Below are 18,077 nucleotides of genomic sequence, written 5' to 3'. Positions count from 1 at the left end.
GTCCTCACTTCTGGTCCGATTTTCAGATCTTCAGGAACGAGGTTCTCGGTGCGGAAACTGTCGACACGCCGCCGGCATCCCATGGCGCTACTCGCGCTGCTGGCCCTGGCGCTCTTGCTGACCGGCGCGGCGTACGCGACGGTCGCACCGGAATCGGCCACGGCCGAGTCCGCCTCGTCGGTCTCGCAGGTCGAGGCCGGCCGGCAGCTCTTCGTCGTGGGCTGCGCCAGCTGCCACGGCCTCAACGCCGAGGGCATCACGACCGCCGGCACCGATGACGCCAAGGGCAACTACGGCCCCTCGCTGATCGGCGTCGGCGCCGCCGCCGTCGGCTTCCAGATGGAGACCGGGCGCATGCCGATGGCGCAGACCGCGCCCCAGGCCCCGCGCAAGCACATCGAGTACACGCAGGACGAGATCAACCAGATCGCGGCCTACGTCGCGTCGCTGGCCCCCGGGCCGGCACGTCCCTCCGAGGAGGACCTCGACTGGCAGAGCGTCGACAAGGAGGGCATCGCCGAGGGAGGCGAGTTCTTCCGCACCAACTGCACGGCGTGCCACAACTCGGTCGGCGCCGGTGGCGCCCTGCCGAGCGGCCGCTACGCCCCGACGCTCCAGGGCGTCGACGCGGTCCACATCTACGAGGCCATGCTGACCGGCCCGCAGCAGATGCCCGTCTTCTCCGAGGACGTGCTCACCCCCGAGGACAAGCGCAACATCATCGCCTACGTGAAGACCATCCAGCAGCAGGGCAACGCTGGCGGCATCGGCGGCGGCGGACTCGGCCCGGTGGTCGACGGCATGTTCGCGTGGATCGTCGGCATCGGCAGCCTGACGGCCTTCGCGGTGTGGATCGGCATGCACGGAACGAGGTCGAAGAAGCGATGACGACGGAAATCGAACGCACCGGCGACCCGATCGCCGACCCGGGGCTCGCGCCCCACCAGTACCGTCCGCAGGACGTCGACGGCAGCCAGGAGCGTCGCACCGAGCGCCAGATCGCCGGCATGTTCGGCGTAGCCACGCTGCTGCTCCTGGGCTTCTGCGTCGCCTACTTCACGATCGACTCCGACGTGCGCATCTTCGCCTTCGGCGACCCGAACAGCGGCAACGCCTTCGGTGGCTGGTCGGCGCAGAACTTCGCCTTCGGCACCACGCTGGGCGGCGCCCTGCTGCTGATCGGCGTCGGCATCATCCAGTGGGCCAAGAAGCTCATGGGCGACCACGAGATGGTCGAGATGCGCCACCCCGCCCGCTCGAGCGACGAGGACCGCGCCGCGGTCATGGCCGACATCAACGCCGGCGCCCAGGAGAGCGGCATCGGCCGCCGTCCCCTGATCCGCAACAGCCTGCTCGGCGCCGTCGGCGCCATGGGCCTGCCGGCCATCGTGATGCTGCGCGACCTCGGACCGCTCCCCCACAGCCAGGACGAGACGGTCTGGAAGAAGGGCATGCGCGTCGTCAACGACGTCTCGGGCGAGCCGATCAAGCCGGCCGACCTCGAGGTCGGGCAGCTCGTCAACGCCGAGCCCGCGATCTTCTTCGAGACCGACGAGGAGGGTGACGCCGTCATCCACGGTCACGATCTGCTGGCCGCCAAGGCCAAGGCCGCCGTCATCGTGGTGCGCATGCGACCCGAGGACATCACGCCGAAGAAGGGCCGTGAGAACTGGGGCGTCGATGGCATTCTGTGCTACTCCAAGATCTGCACCCATGTCGGCTGCCCGATCAGCCTGTGGGAACAGCAGACCCACCACCTGCTCTGCCCGTGCCACCAGTCGACGTTCGACCTGGCCGACAACGGCAAGGTGATCTTCGGTCCCGCCTACCGTCCGCTGCCGCAGCTGCCGCTCGCGGTCGATGGTGAGGGCTACCTGGTCGCCGTCAGCGACTTCCCCGAGATCGTGGCGCCCAGCTACCCCGAGCTCGCTCGCGACCAGAAGCAGCTCAACGAGAAGTTCGGTGGTGAGGCATGAGCCAGAGCACGTTCACCCGGATCGAGGATTCCCCGTCCGGCAAGAAGCTGTCAGGACCGGTCGGCTGGTTCGACGACCGCCTCGGCCTGGCCGCGGCAGGCAAGAAGAACCTGCGCAAGGTCTTCCCCGAGCACTGGTCCTTCATGCTCGGCGAGATCGCCCTGTGGAGCTTCGTCGTCCTGCTGCTGACGGGCGTCTTCCTGACCTTGTGGTTCGTCCCCAGCATGGGCGAGGTCGAGTACACCGGCTCCTACGCGCCGCTGTACGGCATCGAGATGTCGCAGGCCTACGCTTCGACCCTCGACATCTCGTTCGACATCCGTGGCGGCCTGCTCATGCGCCAGGTCCACCATTGGTCGGCGAACCTGTTCATCGCGTCGATGATGGCCCACATGCTGCGCGTGTTCTTCACGGGCGCGTACCGCAAGCCGCGTGAGATCAACTGGCTCATCGGCGTCGGCCTGCTCAGCCTCGGCATGGTCGAGGGCTTCGCGGGCTACTCGCTGCCCGACGACCTGCTGTCCGGCACGGGCCTGCGCTTCGTCGACGGCCTGATCCGCTCGATCCCGCTGGTCGGCTCCTACCTGGAGTTCTTCATCTTCGGCGGCGAGTTCCCCGGCGAGATCATCATCCCCCGCCTCTACATGGCGCACATCCTGCTGATCCCGGCGCTGCTGCTCGGCCTGATCGGTGCCCACATGCTGCTGCTCGTCTACCACAAGCACACGCAGTGGCCCGGCGCCGGACGCACCAACGACAACGTCGTGGGCTACCCGATGCTCCCGGTGTACATGGCCAAGGCCGGCGGCTTCTTCTTCGTCGTCTTCGGCTTCACCGCGCTGATGGGTGCCCTGATCCAGATCAACCCGGTGTGGGCCTACGGTCCGTACAACCCGTCCGAGGTCACGGCCGGCTCGCAGCCCGACTGGTACATGGGCCTGTCCGAGGGTCTCGTGCGCCTCATGCCGCCCTTGGAGACCACGTGGTTCAACCGCACGTGGACCTGGAGCGTCTTCCTGCCCGGGGTCGGCGGCTTGGGGATCCTGTTCACGTCCCTCGCCGTGTGGCCGTTCATCGAGCGGTGGATCACCGGTGACCAGCGCGAGCACCACCTGCTCGAGCGTCCGCGCAACGCGCCGGTCCGCACCGCGCTCGGTGTCGCTGCGATGACCGCCTACGGCTGCGGCTGGATCGCCGGCGGCAACGACATCATCGCGCTGAAGTTCGGCCTGGACATCTTCGCGATCACGTGGGTGCTGCGTATCGGCATCTTCGTCTTCCCGGTCATCGCGTTCATCGTGACCAAGCGCATCTGCATCTCGCTGCAGCGCAAGGACAACGAGACGCTGACCCACGGTTGGGAGACGGGCGTCATCGACCGCTCCCCCGACGGTGGGTACGCCGAGCGTCACGCGCCGCTGCCCGACAGCGCCGCGTACGCGCTCACGTCGTCGCGCGAGCGGCTGCCCGAGCTGGAGGAAGTGCACAAGCAGGACGCCTACGGCGTGCGCAACCCGAAGTACCGCAAGCAGTCGATGCGCGCGAAGCTGCGCAACTTCTACTACGACGGTTCGGTCGACAAGCCGACCCGCCACGACATGGAGCACGCGGCCGAGCACCTGGCCGGCGGCGGCGAGCACCCGGTGGAGCTCGGCGACGACTTCCAGGGCGTCTCCGAGACCGGCGTCCCGCGCGTCCACTGAGTCACCTCGAACGAGGGCCCCGACCGTTCCGGTCGGGGCCCTCGTTCGTTGTCGGTGGACTTTCGGGGAAGCGCCGCTCGGTCCGCTCAGCGGGCGCGGTGGGCGATGTCGTCGGCGAGGACGCCGGGCCAGCGCTGCACGTCGTCAGGCGTGTGCGCCACCTGGAGCCGAGCCTGCGGCATGAGGTCCACGAGCGCCTCGGCGGTGGACAGCGGGTGCGCGGGGTCCTCCACCCACGCCAGCACGGTGGTGGTGACGTCGATGCGGGAGATCTCCTCCGGGGACGGGAGGTCGCTCAGCGCGGCGCCGCGCAGCACCGACGGCAACAGCTCGGGACGGACGTGGGGCACGGTGTCCAGGTGCCCGACCGTCGCCGGAGGCTTCGGCGCCCCGCCGTCGAGCTCGAGGAACGGCTCGACGCCCTGCGCCTCGATGACGTCGGCCATGGCACGGTAGTCGTCGGCTCGCGCCGCCCTGGTCTCCCAGGCCGTCGGCGGCAGCAGCAGCGTGAGGCCGTCGAAGCGGCCGGGATCGCGCACGGCCGCGTGCAGCAGCGTGCCGGCTCCCATGGAGGGCCCGACGCCGTGCACCGGCTCGTCGGGGAACCAGAAGTCCAGCAGCCGCAGCAGGTCGTCGGCGAGCGTCGACCACCGGTAGTCCTCGGGCACTCCCCTGCCGGACGAGTGCCCGTGCCCGCGGGCGTCGTAGCGCAGCAGGCGCGTGTCGGACAGACCACGTCCGAGGTCGAGGTCGAGCACGCGGTCGCGGGACCGGCTCGACGTCAGGCCGTGGAGCTGGACGACGGCATGGCCGGACTCGTCACTGAACGCCCAGGCGAGCTCGGCATCCGGCACGGAGAACCTGTGCACGACGGCTCCTGATCTGATGGGGGTGACCGGGGCAATAGGTTACTGGCATGCGTCTCACGCACGTCGCGCACCTGCGCCTTCCCTTCGGTCCGCTGCTCAGCCACGACCTCGTGGTGTCCGAGCCCGGTCCGGAGCTGCCCGTCTCGTTCGACCAGGCGCGTCACGTCGGCATGGGCGACCGCACGGGCTCGTGGATGGCGCTGGCCATGCGGCTGGGCGCTCCCGTGCCCCGCGACGACCTGGCGGCCGCGTGGCGAGCCGTGGTGCAGGCGCACGGGACCCTGCGCTCGGTGTTCGTGCCGGGGCCCGACGGCTCCGCCGCCCTGCACGAGGTGACGGTGGAGGCCGGACGCTGGACCGAGCACGAGGTATTGCCGGGGCAGTCCATGAACGACGCGCTGCGCGACGTGCTGGACGAGAGCTGCCGCCCCTACCAGCGCCCGTCGCACCGGTTCTGCGTCATCGAGACGGCGGACGGCCCGAGCCTCGTCATCGCGGCCGACCACTCGCACGTGGACATGTGGTCGCTGCTCGTCATGGCGCGCGACCTGCTGTCGGCGCTCGGCCGGATCCGTGAGGGCCGGAGGCCGGAGCTGCCCGCGGTGCCCCCGTTCGCCGAGCACACGATCGAGCTGGCGCGGCTCACGCCCGCGCCGGAGGAGATCCGCCAGCGCTGGGACGAGGTGATCGAGGCGGGCGGCGGCGCGATGCCGCGATTCCCCCTCCCCCTCGGCGACCCCACGCCCCAGCCCGAGCGCGTCGTGATCCGCGACGTGCTCGACCTAGGGGAGCTGGCCGCGTTCTCCGCGCGCGCCGCCGGCCAGCGCGTCTCCACGCTCGCCCTCGCGGTCTCGGCCATGACGGCCACGACGCTCGAGCTCGCGGGCACACCGCTGCGGACGGTCTTCCCCGTGCACAGTCGCCACGAGGACCGCTGGCACGACTCCGTCGGCTGGTTCATCACGAACTCCGTGCTCGAGTCCGCCGACGAGGACCCGCGGGCGTGCTCCGCCGCGGTGAAGGAGGCGATCCGGCTCGGCTCCTGGCCGCTGGCCGACCTGATGAAGCCGTGGGGCGGGATGCCCGAGCAGCCGGGCATGTTCGCGGTCTCGTGGCTCGACCTGCGCCGCCTCCCCGTGCGGATCGACACGGCCGGACTCGACGCGCAGTACGTGGGCGCGGCCATCCGCACGCACGGCGTGATGCTGTGGTTCATCATCGACGACTCGGGCGTGCACCTGCGCTGCCGCTATCCCGACACCCACGAGGCGCGGCGGAACGTCGGCGCCTGGCTCGACACCCTCGTGGCGCGGATGCGCGAGCTGGCCGCGGGTGGCAGCTCGCCCGCCGCAGGAGCGAGGATGGTGCCATGAGCCTCTCGATCACCGGCGACGACACCGCCGACCAGCTGCTGACCGACGACCCCTTCGCGCTGCTCGTGGGCATGCTCCTGGACCAGCAGATCGCGATGGAGGCCGCGTTCTCCGGGCCCGCGAAGATCCTCGACCGCGTGGGCACGCTCGACCCCGCGGACATCGCCGGACAGGAGCCCGAGGCGTTCGAGGCGGTCTTCCGCCAGACCCCGGCCGTGCACCGCTACCCCGGCTCCATGGCCGGACGGGTGCAGGCCCTCGCGGCCGCCGTGCGCGACGAGTGGGGCGGCGACGCCGCCGCGATCTGGACCCAGGGCTCCCCCGACGGTCCCGAGGTCCTCAAGCGGCTCAAGGCGCTGCCCGGCTTCGGCGAGCAGAAGGCCAAGATCTTCCTCGCCCTGCTGGGCAAGCAGTACGGCTACGACGGCGCCGGCTGGCGTGAGGCTGCCGGCGACTACGGACAGCCGGGCCACCGGAGCGTCGCCGACATCACGAGCCCCGAGTCGCTGGTGAAGGTGCGCGAGTTCAAACGCGAGCAGAAGGCCGCCGCGAAGGCCGCCAAGGGCGGCTGAGGGCTCAGGCGCCCTCGGCGTCCTGCCCGACGGCGGACCCCTCGAGCCACTCGTCCCACGAGCGGTTCCAGTCGGTCCAGCCGTTGCCCGGCTCGAGCCGGCGCGGACTGCCCACGTAGCTGACCACGTCGCCGCGCTTGCTCTGCGCAAACACCCAGGCCGCGTCCTTGGTGCTCATTCCGACGCAGCCGTGGCTCACGTTGGCGTTGCCCTGGGCCGAGGCCGACCATGGTGCCGCGTGCAGGAACTCCCCCGAGTTCGTCACGCGCATCGCGTACTTCACGCCCTTGAGGTTGTAGTAGCCCGGGTCGTCGGAGTCGACGCCCGTCGTGGCGGCGTCCATGTCGATCGACCGGTGCTTCTCCATCACGACCTTGATGCCGTTGCGGCTGCGGTGGTCGGCGTCACCCGTGGAGACAGGGATCGTGCGGACGTTCTTGCCGTTGATCTTCACCGTCGCTCGGTGACGCCGGGTGTCCACGACGGTCATCACGGAGCGGCCGACGCGGAACTTCACGTGCTGGTCCTGCTGGCCGTAGATCCCGTTGCCCGCGTGCACGCTGTTGAGCCCGAGGTCGACGGACACCTCGGTCCCCGGCTTCCAGTACTGCTTCGGCCGCCAGTGCGCGGTGTTGTTGCTGAGCCAGTACCAGCCACCGGCGGTGGCCGGCTGCGCCGTGACCTTCATCCGCTTCTCGAAGGCGGCGCGGTCGGTGACCGGGACGTCGAAGCTCACGATCACGGGCATCCCGATCCCGACGGTCTCCCCCTCGAGCGGCGCGACCGCGGGGTACGTCTGCTCGTCGAGGGTCAGTGCACGGGTGGTGAACCGCGAGATCCGGGTGACGGGCTTGCCGTCGTCGCCGGTGCCCGAGGCCTTCAGCACGTAGGAGGTGGCCGGCTCGAGGAGCCCGGACGCCGTCCACCGCACGCCGTGGATCTCGCCCGGCACGGTCGACTTCCCGTCATCGGACGCCAGGGAGACCTCCGCCAGCTGACCCTCGAAGCCGTCGACGGTGACGACGGTGTCGACGGCGACGTCCGCGGCACCGTCGTCGACGCTCGCCGAGATGGTCAGCGGCGCCTTCGCCTCGACCTCGTCCTTCGGGCTCGCCGCTCCGCCGCCGGTGCACGACGCAGCCAGGACCATCACCGTCAGCAGGCCCACGGCCCGCGTTCCCCACGTACTCACGCCTGAAAGTCTAGGCAGGCCGACCCACCGCCCGGACGACGAAACGCCCCCGGAGCCGAAACTCCGAGGGCATCGTCGTGCGAGGCGTGGCTCAGTGAGCGTGCGCGCCCCGGTAGTACTCGAACAGCCAGCCGACTACGCAGATCGCGCCGAACGGCAGGGCCATGATGAACAGCCACCAGCCGAAGACGACGCCCAGCACCAGCATGCCGAACGCCATCGCCGCGAACAGCGGCCACCAGCTGTAGGGCGGGAAGAAGCCGAGCTCGCCGGCACCCTCCACGATCTCGCCGTCCTGACGGTCCTCGGGACGCTCGGGGATCGCCTTGGCGACGAACCACAGGTAGAAGCTGATCATGAAGAACAGCAGCATCGCCATGACGAGCGCGACCGTGCCGGTGACCTCGTGGGCGACCGCCCAGTAGACCGGCGTCACGATGACGAAGAAGATGGCGCAGCTGAAGAACAGCCAGAATTCCTTGCGCATCGCTCACTCACCAGCCTTCGGGTCGTAGCCGAGCGCCTCGCGACGACCCTCGACATCGGGGGCGTCGGCCAGCGGCTTGTCCTCGTCGGGGTTCTGCGCCAGCTCGAGCTCGACCACGTCCGGGTGGTGCAGGTCGAACGCGGGGCTCTCCGAGCGGATCCGCGGCAGCGACACGAAGTTGTGACGCGGCGGCGGGCTCGAAGTGGCCCACTCGAGCGTGCGGCCCCAGCCCCACGGGTCGTCCTGGCGGACCAGGGGCGCCTTGCGAGACTTCCACACGTTGTAGATGAATGGCAGCGTGGAGGCGCCCAGCAGGAACGCACCGATCGTGGAGATCTCGTTCAGGCGGGTGAAGCCGTCGCCGGGCAGGTAGTCGGCGTAGCGACGCGGGAAGCCCTCGACGCCCAGCCAGTGCTGCACCAGGAAGGTCAGGTGGAAGCCGACGAACAGCAGCCAGAAGTGGATCTTGCCCAGCTTCTCGTCGAGCATCCGGCCCGTGATCTTCGGCCACCAGTAGTAGTAGCCGGCGAACATCGCGAACACGACCGTGCCGAACACGACGTAGTGGAAGTGCGCCACCACGAAGTAGGTGTCGGACAGGTGGAAGTCCAGGGCAGGCGAGGCCAGGACGATGCCGGTCAGGCCACCGAAGAGGAAGGTCGTCAGGAAGCCCAGCGCGAACAGCAGCGGTGTGTCGAAGGAGACGGAGCCTCCCCACATCGTGCCGATCCAGTTGAAGAACTTCACGCCGGTCGGCACGCCGATCAACAACGTCATGAAGCTGAAGAACGCCAGATTCACCGCGCCGGTGACGAACATGTGGTGCGCCCACACCGCCGCCGAGAGGACGGCGATCGCCAGCGTCGCGCCGACCAGGCCGACGTAGCCGAACACCGGCTTGCGACTGAAGACCGGCAGGACTTCGGTGATGATGCCGAAGAACGGCAGGGCGATGATGTAGACCTCGGGGTGACCGAAGAACCAGAACAGGTGCTGGTACATGATCGGCCCGCCCGTGGATGGGTCGAACACGTGCGCCCCGAGCATGCGGTCGGCCCCCAGCGCGAGCAGCGCAGCGGCGAACACCGGGAAGACGATGATGATCAGGATGCTGGTGACCAGCGTGTTCCACACGAAGATCGGCATCCGGAACATCGTCATGCCGGGTGCGCGCATGCAGAAGATCGTGGTGATGAAGTTGACCGCGCCCAGGATCGTGCCCAGGCCGGACATGTAGAGGCCCATGACCCACAGGTCGCCACCGACACCAGGGCTGTTGATCGAGTCCGACAGCGGCATGTAGGCGAACCAGCCGAAGCTGGCGGCGCCACCGGGGACGACGAAGCCCGAGACGGCGATCAGCGAGCCGAACAGGTACAGCCAGTAGCTGAACATGTTCAGGCGCGGGAACGCCACGTCGGGGGCGCCGATCTGCAGCGGCATGATCATGTTGCCGAACGCGAAGAACAACGGCGTCGCGAACATCAGCAGCATGATCGTGCCGTGCATCGTGAACAGCTGGTTGTACGTCTCGTCGCCGACGAACTGTCCACCCGGGCGGGCCAGCTCGGCGCGGATGATGAGCGCCAGGATGCCGCCGAAGATGAAGAAGAAGAACGTCGTCACGGCGTACATCTGACCGATGACCTTGTGGTCGGTGGTCGTCAGCAGCGTGAAGGCCTTCGTCCCGAAGGAGCGCTCCCGGACGCCGGTGCTGCTGCGTGCCTCGGGCGCGTCGAAGGTTGCGGTGGCCATCAGTCCTCCGGTTCGCTCTCGCCGCTGGCAGTGATGCCGGCGACGGTGTCAGCTGTCGTGGAACCCTTCGGCGTGCCAATCTGTCCGGCCGCCTCGAGGTCGGCCAGGTGCGCCTCGTACTCCTCGGCGGACACGACCTTGACCTTGAACAGCATGCGGGTGTGGTAGACGCCGCACAGCTCAGCGCAGCGACCGGTGAAGGTGCCCTCGCGGTTCGGCGTCATGGTGAATGAGTTGTTGCCGTCCTTGCCGGGGATGTTGCCCGGGACGACGTCCATCTTGAAGTAGAACTCGGGGACCCAGAAGGAGTGGATGACGTCCGGCGAGATCAGCTCGAACTTCACCGACTCGTTCACGGGCAGCCACAGCTCGGGCAGGTTCGCGGTGTCGCCCTGGTCGAAGACCGGCTCACCGCCGGGGGCGCCCTCGAGGTAGTTGAAGGTCCACTGCCACTTGCTGCCGACGACCTCGATCGTGTGGTCGGGGTTCTCGACCTCTTCGAGCTGGGCGTTCTGCGACTCCACGGTGTGGAAGAAGAACACGGCGACGATGATCACCGGGGCGATCGTGTAGAGCGCCTCCAGCGGCAGGTTGTAGCGCACCTGCACGGGGGCCGGTTCGTCACTCTTCTTGCGGCGGTAGCGGACCGGCGCGTAGACGATCATGCCGAACACGAGCAGGAAGACCACGAGGACCGCGATCCAGGTGCCCAACCACAGGTTCCACATGTAGATGGATCGGTCCGATCCGGCCACAGGGAGGGCGAGTCGGTTCAGATCCGACTCGTCCAGGGGCGAGCAGCCGCCAAGCATGACAGCGGCCAGGGCGGTCAACACCGCCAGTTTCATCCGACCCACGGGGCGCCTTTCTCAGAAGATCTTGACCACACAGGGTTTTGAAGAACAGTAACGCAGACGACCGGTCGCCCAGCGGGTTAGGTCAGCCTGACTTGACTACCGCGTCGTGGCTGATCGAGAGGGCCTCGCCGATCTCGTCGCAGGCCTCGTCGCCGTACGTGGAGCGGACCCGATCGAGGAACGCCGAGCGTTCCAGCACGTACTCCTGGGTGCCGATCGTCTCGACCACACTGGCCGCGATCGTGCAGCCGACCTGGGCCGCGCGGTCGAGCGACAGGCCGGCCGCGATGCCGGCCATGAAGCCCGCACGGAAGCTGTCGCCGACGCCCGTCGGGTCCACCGCGGTGACGCCGCCGATGGCGCCGATCTCGTGGCGCGTGCCGTCGGACTCGATGACGACGCAGCCGTCCTTGCCGTGCGTCACGACGCGCACACCCACCCGCTCGGCGATGTCGGCGTCGCTCCAGCCGGTCTTCTTGGCGATCAGCGCCGCCTCGTAGTCGTTGCTGAAGAGGTAGGCCGCGCCGTCGATGAGGTCGCGGATCAGCTCGCCACCGGCCCAGGCCAGCTGCTGCGACGGGTCGGCGGCGAACGGGATGCCCAGCTCGCGGGCCGTGCGCGTGTGGCGCAGCATGCCGTCGGGATCGTCGGGGCCGATCAGGAGCAGGTCGATCGGCTGATGGGCGTGCAGGGCGGCGATGTCGATCTCGCGGGCCTGCGCCATCGCGCCGGGGTAGAACGTCACGATCTGGGCGTGTGCCTCGTCGGTCGTGATGGTGCACAGGGCGGTGTGCAGCGTGGGGTGGACCAGGACGGTCGAGGTGTCGACGCCGGCCTCCTGCAGCCACTCGCGGTAGCCGAGGTCGAAGTCGCGCCCGACGGCCGCCACGAGGGTGGGGTGCAGGCCCAGGCTGCCCAGGCCGAAGGCGATGTTGGCGGCGCATCCGCCGCGGCGGACGTCGAGGTCCTCGACCAGGAACGAGACCGCCAGCTTGTCCAGCTGGTCGGGCACGAGCGAGTCGGAGAACTTACCGGCGAAGGTCTGCAGGTGGTCGGTGGCTACCGATCCGGCGATGGCAAGGTGCACGGCCGCCACGATAGGCGATCGGGGCACGCCTCCGGAAACCCGGTGGCGTGCCCCGATCGACGTACGTGCCCGAACGGCTCAGTCTGCTCGGCTCAGTGGAAGGAGTCGCCGCAGGCGCACGAGCCGGTCGCCATCGGGTTGTCGATGGTGAAGCCCTGCTTCTCGATGGTGTCGACGAAGTCGATCGTGGCGCCGTGGAGGTACGGCAGGCTCATGCGGTCGACGACGACGTTGACGCCGTCGAACTCGCGGATCTCGTCACCGTCGAGCGTGCGCTCGTCGAAGAAGAGCTGGTAGCGCAAGCCCGAGCAACCACCGGGCTGCACGGCGATGCGCAGCGCGAGGTCGTCGCGGCCTTCCTGCTCCAGCAGGCTCTTGACCTTGCCGGCCGCGCCGTCGCTGAGCGTGATCCCATCGGCGGGCGTGGTTTCGGTGCTGGTCTGGTCCGTGGCGGTCATCGAGGCTCCTCGGTCTACGGATGGATCGTGCTACCGGGTGCAACACGGCGCGATCCGGTTCGATTCCCATGGTACGCGGCCGATCGAACCCGTGGAGCCGGCCGGGGCCTATCGCGCGTCGCCTCAGGCCGACCAGGACCGCGCGACGCGTGCGGCGAGATCGGCCAGGTGCCGTGCGGGCTCGCGCAGGGCGGCCTCCTCGCCCACCCGGTCGACCAGCCCGTACGCCGATTCGACCCCCAGCGCGCGCATCTCGCGGCTGCCGACGTCGACCCGGCCGGCCAGCACGACGCACGGCGTGGCCCCGGCCATCGCGAGCGAGGCGACGCCGTGGACGACCTTGCCCGCGCGGGAGGAGTAGTCGAACGCGCCCTCCCCCGAGATCACGAGATCGGCCCCCGCCACGAGCTCGGCCAGTCCGGCCTCGTGGGCGACCAGCGCGATCCCGGACGTCACCTCGGCGCCCAGCACGAGCAGTGCGAAGCCCAGCCCGCCCGCCGCGCCGGCGCCCTTCTGGTCGGCGACGCGACGTTCCGCCGGCGTGCTGCCGCACGCGGCCTCGACGAAGCGGTCGAGCCGGTGGTCCACCGTGAGGACCTGCTCGTCGGTGAGGCCCTTCTGCGGGCCGAAGGTGCGGGCGGCGCCGAACATGCCCAGCAGCGTGGTCTCGACGTCGGCGGCGACCACTAGCTCCACGTCGGCCAGCCGCTCCCGGACCGGACCGAGGTCCACGCGAGTGACCCCGTCGAGTCCGGCGGGCCCGGCGTCCAGGGGGACGTCGGCCGTGGCCCCGAGGGCGGCGAGCAGTCCGGCGCCCCCGTCACTGGTGGCGCTGCCGCCCAGGCCCACGACGATGCGCCGCGCTCCCCCGTCGACGGCCGCGTCGATCGCCCGGCCGACTCCCACGGTCGTGGCGTCCATCGGCCGCGGCTCGGGCACGAGGTGCAGGCCGCACGCCTGGGCGGACTCGAGGTAGACCGTGTCCCCCACCACGAGCAGCCCGACCGGCGTGGGCTCGCCCAGGGGTCCGGGGACGCTGACGACCTCGAGGCGCCCCTCCTCGCCGAACGCGTCCTGCAGGGCGTCGACGAAGCCCGGTCCCCCGTCGGCCATCGGCGCCTCGACGAGGTCGTCGTCCGGGGCCGTGCGCCGCCAGCCCTCGGCGATGGCGTGCGCCGCCTCGGGAGCGGTCAGGGTGCCCGCGAACTTGTCCGGCGCGATGACGATGCGCACGTCAGGCCGAGACGGCCTTCTCGGCCGCCGCGAGCAGCACGCAGGTGGCCAGGCCCTCCATCGCCTGCGTCAGCTCCGCCATGGGCGGGAACGACGGCGCGATGCGGATGTTCCGGTCGCGCGGGTCCTTGCCGTAGGGGAACGAGGCGCCCGCCGGGGTCAGCGAGATGCCGGCCTCCTTCGCCAGCTGCACGACGCGCGAGGCCGTGCCGTCGACGACGTCGAGGCTGACGAAGTAGCCGCCCTTCGGGGTGGTCCACGTGGCCACCTCGTGCGGGCCGAGGCGCTCGGACAGGATCCGCAGGACGGCCTCGAACTTGGGGGCCAGGATCTCGCGGTGACGCGCCATCAGGTCGAGCACGCCCTGCGGGCTGCCGAGGAACCGGGCGTGGCGCAGCTGGTTGACCTTGTCGGGGCCGATCGTGCGCACGGCCGTGTGCGAGAGGTACCAGGCGATGTTGTCGGGCGAGCCCGCGAGGAAGCTGACGCCCGAGCCGGCGAGGGTGATCTTCGACGTGGACGCGAACATCAGCGGGCGGTCGGGGTGACCGGCGGCCGAGCACAGCCCGACGATGTCGGCGGACTTCACGTGCTGGTCGGTCAGGTCGTGCACCGCGTAGGCGTTGTCCCAGAAGATCCGGAAGTCGCCGGCGGCGGTGTCCAGCGAGGCGAGCTCGGCCGCGACCTGCTCGCTGACGACGGCGCCGGTGGGGTTGGAGTAGGTGGGCACGATCCAGATGCCCTTGACCGCCGGGTCGGTGACGTGCTCGCGGACCGCGGCCATGTCGGGCCCGTCCTCCAGCATCGCGACCGGGATCATCTCGATGCCGAGGTGCTCGCAGATGGCGAAGTGGCGGTCGTAGCCCGGCGACGGGCACAGGAACTTGACCGGCCCGTCCTTCCACGGCGATCCGCCCGGCGTGCCGTGCAGCATCGCGAAGACGATCGAGTCGTGCATCATCGACAGGCTCGCGTTGTTGCCGGCGACGAGCTGGTCGACCGGCACGCCCAGCAGCTCCGCGAAGATCGCGCGGAGCTCGGCCAGGCCGGTGCCGCCCCCGTAGTTGCGCACGTCGACGCCGCCGGACACGTGATCCTCGACCGGCGTGGTGAGCAGTCCCTCGGAGAGGTCCAGCTGGTCCGACGAGGGCTTTCCGCGCGTGATGTCGAGCTTGAGACCGGCCTGCTGGAGGTCGGCGTACGCCTGCTGCTGCTCCGCCAGGAAGGCGTCGAGCTGGTCACGGGAGAGGGAGTCGAGGGTCACGGTCCCAAGGTATCGCGCACGGGCGGTCGGTCAGTCCCGGCATCGCGGGAGGACGCGCTGCCCTACCATCGGGCCCATGACGGGGGACGAGGGCGGCCGCCTGCGCCGATGGCTGCGCCAGGTGTCGCGGACGATGACGCTGCGCCAGGTGCTCGCGGCACTGGCCGCCGTGGTGGTGCTGGCCTCGGGCCTGTTCGGCGGGCTGGCCACGGCGGAGACCACCGGGCCGGCCGCGCTGGAGTCCGGCGAGAAGATCCACGCCGAGCCGTTCGACCTCACGGTCGACCGCGTGCGCTGGTCCACCGACCTCGGTCTCGACGAGGAGGTCCGCGGGCGCTACCTCGCGGTCGTCGCGACGCTCGAGAACACCTCCGACCACCCCGTCTACACCGGCACGCTCCGCGACACGATCCGCCTGCGCGGGCTGGAGGGCTTCTACGCCGGGCTGACCGGTGAGGAGACCGAGCGCAGCGAGGACGCGACGCCGCAGGTGCTCGTGCTGGCCGACGGCTCGCCGCTCAGCGCCGCCGCTCCGGGCCTGGAGTACGAGGTCGCGTTCGTGTGGGAGCAGGCGGAGTCCGAGCCGCTGCCCACGGAGGCCACCGTGGAGGTCTCGCAGTGGACCTGGCGCCGCAGCACCCTCGACGACCAGTTCATGTGGTTCGACCGGGCACCGACGCACGAGGGCACGTTCGACGTCGAGCAGGGGCGCGAGTCGTGAGCCGGCTCGGACTGCGCCGGCCGCCCGCCACCGCCGGCGTCCTCGTCGTGCTCGCCCTGGTCATGGGCCAGTGGCTCCACCAGCAGCTGCCCGAGCGCGCCATGTCGTCGCGTCCGTTCGAGGTCGAGGCCGGGGTCGGCGAGACCGCCGAGCTGCGCAGCGGCGACCTCGAGGTGCTGTCCGTCGACGGCGCGTCCTCGGTGGCGCCGCGGGGCGGGTCGGTGCTGGTCTCCCCCGGCGTCTTCGTCGCGGTCGAGTTCACGTTCACGCCGCGCGGCGAGTCCTCCGACCTCACCTACGCCGCGTTGCGGGACAACGGCGGTCGCGTGCTCCCGATCTACGGGACCAGCGGCCGCAGCTCGATCAGCTGCACGGGGCGTCTCGTCGACCGGCCCACGCGGTGCCTCGCGGTGGTGGAGGCCGATCCCGCGACGCTCCCCGGCGCGCTCGTCGCCCTCGCCCCGAACGGTGGTGACGAGCGGTGGGACTCCATGGCCCTCGTCGACCTCGATGTGGACGAGGCCGACGTGACGGCGTGGCAGGCGCGCACCGAGCCCCTCGAGCTCCCCGAGCCCGGCATCATGACGGGGACAGAGGCGCCGTGAGCACGATCGAGCACCGCCGCACGTGGTGGCAGCGCAACCGGTGGGGCCTCGTGGCCCTGCCCGTCGCCCTCGTCCTGGCCCTGGCCGCGGGCAGCTCGCGCCTGCACGACTACTGGTGGACCCGGGGCTTCCACTCCCCCGCGCCCGTCAGCTCGAGCCAGGCCCATCTCGTGGACGAGTACGACGACGGTCACCTGCGCTACCCGATCGAGGCCCGCTACGCGGTGGACGCGTTCGAGCCCGCCGACGACCTCACCCTCCTCGGCGACGACCCGCTCCCCGACGGCGTGCGGGCGTGGCGACTGCGCCTCGACGTGACCGCCGACCCGGACGTCTCGCTCGTCGGCTGCACCGTCGCGGTCGTCGATGCCGAGGGGAACCTCCACGGCGAGTCCGACTCGGCCCTGGTGGTCGACGGTCCGCAGTTCTCGTCGTGCGTGCCGCGTGACACCCCCGGGCCGCAGGCGACGTACGGCAGCACCGAGCCGCCCAGCCTCCGCGAGGGCGACGACCCCCGCCCCGAGGAGTTCACGACCGACACGGTCTTCGTCCTGCCCGAGGAGGCCGAGCCGGCCGCGGTGCGGCTCTGGTACTTCCTACCCCGCTACGTCGAGCTGCCGGTCGACGGCTCGGCCGCCTGAGCCGCGGCCTCCTGCTCCCTGCGGCGCTGGTTGCCCAGGATCCGGCCGATGGCGGCGGCCAGCAGGCCGGCCAGGATCACGTACTCGATCGCCGAGGCGGTGATGTCGAGCCACGGCGAGAACGCCAGGGCCGTGTCGCGGTCGCGCGGACCGAGCACGAGGCGCCAGAGCTCGTTGACGAGGGCGTTCGCCTGGTCGGCGATGACGAACACGAGGCAGAACATCACCATCGGCACGAGCCCGCCGAGCGCCAGCACGCGGAAGCCGTCGCGCAGGCCGCTGAAGCGGCCGCGGAAGTCCGAGGTCGCCTCGCCGGCCCAGCGCTTGACCACGGCCGGGGTGCGCGAGCCCACGGCAGCGATGGGCCGTACCCGGCCGAACCGGGACGTGCGCTGCTTGGGCGGCGGCGGGGCGATGCTGCGACCGAAGACCACGGCCGCCACGGTGAGCCACGCGAGCGGCACCAGCACGACGTCGTCGGCGTTGTCGATGAAGGTGCCGATCCATCCGACGGCCGTGGCGATCGGGTCGCCGATCGGGCCGAGGAACTCGATGAGGTCGGCCCACGTGTCCTGCACCCAGTGGACGAAGCGCCGCTCGGTGACCCACTGCCAGATCTCGTCCTGGAAGGTCGAGAACGAGACGCCCAGCGTGACGATCCACAGCGTCTCCACGTAGGCCGCGGCGAAGGCGAGCGGGCGGCTGCGCGCCGGGAGGTTGAAGCGGTCGAACGCGAAGCGCAGGACCAGCGCGATGGCCACGATCGCCGCGAGCATCCAGCCGGTGGCGATCGCGGTGCGGTCGATGTTGGCCGCCTCACCGTAGAAGGTGCCGGCGTTGCCGTAGAGCTCGTCGTAGGTGGCCTCGTTGACGTAGGCGCGCACGTCGGCCTTGAGCAGGCCCTGCGCGGCGTACACCGTCAGGAACGGCAGCAGCGCTCCCGCCAGCACGCCCAGCCAGCCGCCGCCGCGCGTGCCCGCAGCGGGATCGGACGTGTCGGCGACCAGCACCGTGACGGAGGTGGAGACGACGAGCAGCATCGCGATGATCGCCACGAGGCTCGACAGCGGCGCGAGCGGGACCACGAGACCCGCGAGCGTGGAGTGCTCCTTGCTCAGCTCGACGGCGAGCCACAGGAAGCCGTACCTGCCGGCGGCACCCAGCAGGTAGATCGTGACGAGCACCGGCCAGTGCGCTCCGACGAGCCGGAATCCCTGCCACACCACGGCGATCGCGTCGCGCAGCACGCTTCTCAGCTCCCCCATGGGCGCCGAGTCTAGACCG

The 18,077-nt window shown here is 70.3% G+C and carries 18 protein-coding genes; 8 read left to right on the top strand and 10 right to left on the bottom strand.

Annotation, left to right across the window (positions count from 1 at the left end; genetic code table 11):
- Positions 1 to 48: 48 nt before the first annotated feature.
- From qcrC to qcrB, 3 genes are read left to right on the top strand one after another with little or no spacing between them, the layout of a single operon-like run.
- Entirely contained in the window at positions 49 to 888 is an 840-nt protein-coding gene (gene qcrC / locus ACY1JX_RS16250; RefSeq protein WP_446678465.1) for a cytochrome bc1 complex diheme cytochrome c subunit, read from the top strand.
- Positions 885 to 1,976: a cytochrome bc1 complex Rieske iron-sulfur subunit gene (qcrA, locus tag ACY1JX_RS16245; RefSeq protein WP_286928151.1), complete on the top strand. Its 1,092-nt coding sequence runs from the start codon at positions 885 to 887 to the stop codon at positions 1,974 to 1,976. The genes qcrC and qcrA overlap by 4 nt, the downstream gene beginning before the upstream one ends.
- Complete coding sequence (gene qcrB, locus ACY1JX_RS16240; RefSeq protein ID WP_286928150.1) at positions 1,973 to 3,679, top strand: cytochrome bc1 complex cytochrome b subunit; 1,707 nt, start codon at positions 1,973 to 1,975, stop codon at positions 3,677 to 3,679. The genes qcrA and qcrB overlap by 4 nt, the downstream gene beginning before the upstream one ends.
- Positions 3,680 to 3,765: 86 nt before the next feature.
- On the opposite strand, the gene ACY1JX_RS16235 is transcribed toward qcrB, so the two are convergent.
- Positions 3,766 to 4,548, bottom strand: a complete 783-nt coding sequence (locus ACY1JX_RS16235; RefSeq protein WP_286928149.1) for an alpha/beta fold hydrolase — start codon at positions 4,546 to 4,548, stop codon at positions 3,766 to 3,768.
- A 47-nt stretch (positions 4,549 to 4,595) separates the two neighbouring features.
- Between ACY1JX_RS16235 and ACY1JX_RS16230 the strand changes: the two genes are divergently transcribed.
- Both ACY1JX_RS16230 and ACY1JX_RS16225 read left to right on the top strand, forming a co-directional pair.
- Entirely contained in the window at positions 4,596 to 5,921 is a 1,326-nt protein-coding gene (locus ACY1JX_RS16230; RefSeq protein ID WP_286928148.1) for a condensation domain-containing protein, read from the top strand.
- Positions 5,918 to 6,493 (top strand): HhH-GPD-type base excision DNA repair protein, encoded by a 576-nt coding sequence (locus ACY1JX_RS16225; RefSeq protein WP_286928147.1) that lies wholly within the window; start codon positions 5,918 to 5,920, stop codon positions 6,491 to 6,493. The genes ACY1JX_RS16230 and ACY1JX_RS16225 overlap by 4 nt, the downstream gene beginning before the upstream one ends.
- A 4-nt stretch (positions 6,494 to 6,497) precedes the next feature.
- On the opposite strand, the gene ACY1JX_RS16220 is transcribed toward ACY1JX_RS16225, so the two are convergent.
- The 8 genes from ACY1JX_RS16220 to ACY1JX_RS16185 all read right to left on the bottom strand — a co-directional run bounded on the left by ACY1JX_RS16220 (position 6,498) and on the right by ACY1JX_RS16185 (position 14,826).
- The gene (locus ACY1JX_RS16220; RefSeq protein WP_286928146.1) at positions 6,498 to 7,685 is read right to left on the bottom strand and encodes a L,D-transpeptidase; all 1,188 of its coding nucleotides are present in this window, start codon (positions 7,683 to 7,685) and stop codon (positions 6,498 to 6,500) included.
- A gap of 91 nt (positions 7,686 to 7,776) precedes the next feature.
- Positions 7,777 to 8,172, bottom strand: a complete 396-nt coding sequence (locus ACY1JX_RS16215) for a cytochrome c oxidase subunit 4 (RefSeq protein WP_181756747.1) — start codon at positions 8,170 to 8,172, stop codon at positions 7,777 to 7,779.
- A gap of 3 nt (positions 8,173 to 8,175) precedes the next feature.
- Positions 8,176 to 9,927 carry an aa3-type cytochrome oxidase subunit I gene (gene ctaD / locus ACY1JX_RS16210; RefSeq protein ID WP_286928144.1) on the bottom strand — a complete coding sequence of 584 codons (1,752 nt, stop codon included), beginning with the start codon at positions 9,925 to 9,927 and terminating at the stop codon, positions 8,176 to 8,178.
- Complete coding sequence (gene ctaC, locus ACY1JX_RS16205) at positions 9,927 to 10,739, bottom strand: aa3-type cytochrome oxidase subunit II (RefSeq protein ID WP_462565897.1); 813 nt, start codon at positions 10,737 to 10,739, stop codon at positions 9,927 to 9,929. Before ctaC ends, ctaD begins: the two co-directional genes overlap by 1 nt.
- 127 nt (positions 10,740 to 10,866) lie before the next feature.
- A complete protein-coding gene (locus ACY1JX_RS16200; protein ID WP_181756745.1) occupies positions 10,867 to 11,871 on the bottom strand; it encodes a PfkB family carbohydrate kinase in 1,005 nt (334 codons plus the stop codon).
- Positions 11,872 to 11,963: 92 nt separating this feature from the next.
- Positions 11,964 to 12,329, bottom strand: coding sequence for a HesB/IscA family protein (locus tag ACY1JX_RS16195; protein WP_181756744.1), 366 nt, complete (start codon positions 12,327 to 12,329; stop codon positions 11,964 to 11,966).
- Positions 12,330 to 12,452: 123 nt separating this feature from the next.
- The gene (locus tag ACY1JX_RS16190; protein WP_181756743.1) at positions 12,453 to 13,562 is read right to left on the bottom strand and encodes a glycerate kinase family protein; all 1,110 of its coding nucleotides are present in this window, start codon (positions 13,560 to 13,562) and stop codon (positions 12,453 to 12,455) included.
- Position 13,563: 1 nt separating this feature from the next.
- Positions 13,564 to 14,826: an aminotransferase class I/II-fold pyridoxal phosphate-dependent enzyme gene (locus ACY1JX_RS16185; protein ID WP_462564609.1), complete on the bottom strand. Its 1,263-nt coding sequence runs from the start codon at positions 14,824 to 14,826 to the stop codon at positions 13,564 to 13,566.
- Between the two features lie 76 nt (positions 14,827 to 14,902).
- Between ACY1JX_RS16185 and ACY1JX_RS16180 the strand changes: the two genes are divergently transcribed.
- Genes ACY1JX_RS16180 through ACY1JX_RS16170 form a run of 3 tightly spaced genes read left to right on the top strand, consistent with a single transcriptional unit; the run spans position 14,903 to position 16,793 of the window.
- On the top strand, positions 14,903 to 15,547 hold the full coding sequence (locus tag ACY1JX_RS16180; protein ID WP_181756741.1) for a hypothetical protein: 645 nt from the start codon (positions 14,903 to 14,905) through the stop codon (positions 15,545 to 15,547).
- Positions 15,544 to 16,152 (top strand): hypothetical protein, encoded by a 609-nt coding sequence (locus ACY1JX_RS16175; RefSeq protein WP_181756740.1) that lies wholly within the window; start codon positions 15,544 to 15,546, stop codon positions 16,150 to 16,152. Before ACY1JX_RS16180 ends, ACY1JX_RS16175 begins: the two co-directional genes overlap by 4 nt.
- Positions 16,149 to 16,793, top strand: coding sequence for a hypothetical protein (locus ACY1JX_RS16170; protein ID WP_462564608.1), 645 nt, complete (start codon positions 16,149 to 16,151; stop codon positions 16,791 to 16,793). Before ACY1JX_RS16175 ends, ACY1JX_RS16170 begins: the two co-directional genes overlap by 4 nt.
- On the opposite strand, the gene ACY1JX_RS16165 is transcribed toward ACY1JX_RS16170, so the two are convergent.
- Positions 16,757 to 18,058: a hypothetical protein gene (locus ACY1JX_RS16165; RefSeq protein WP_462564607.1), complete on the bottom strand. Its 1,302-nt coding sequence runs from the start codon at positions 18,056 to 18,058 to the stop codon at positions 16,757 to 16,759. The two genes, ACY1JX_RS16170 and ACY1JX_RS16165, sit on opposite strands and share 37 nt — an antisense overlap.
- Positions 18,059 to 18,077: the final 19 nt, after the last annotated feature.

It is taken from the genome of Aeromicrobium sp. JP4 (assembly GCF_054957925.1).
The sequence above is the reverse complement of the archived record's forward strand: the minus strand, read 5'-3'. Positions and strand labels throughout refer to the sequence as shown.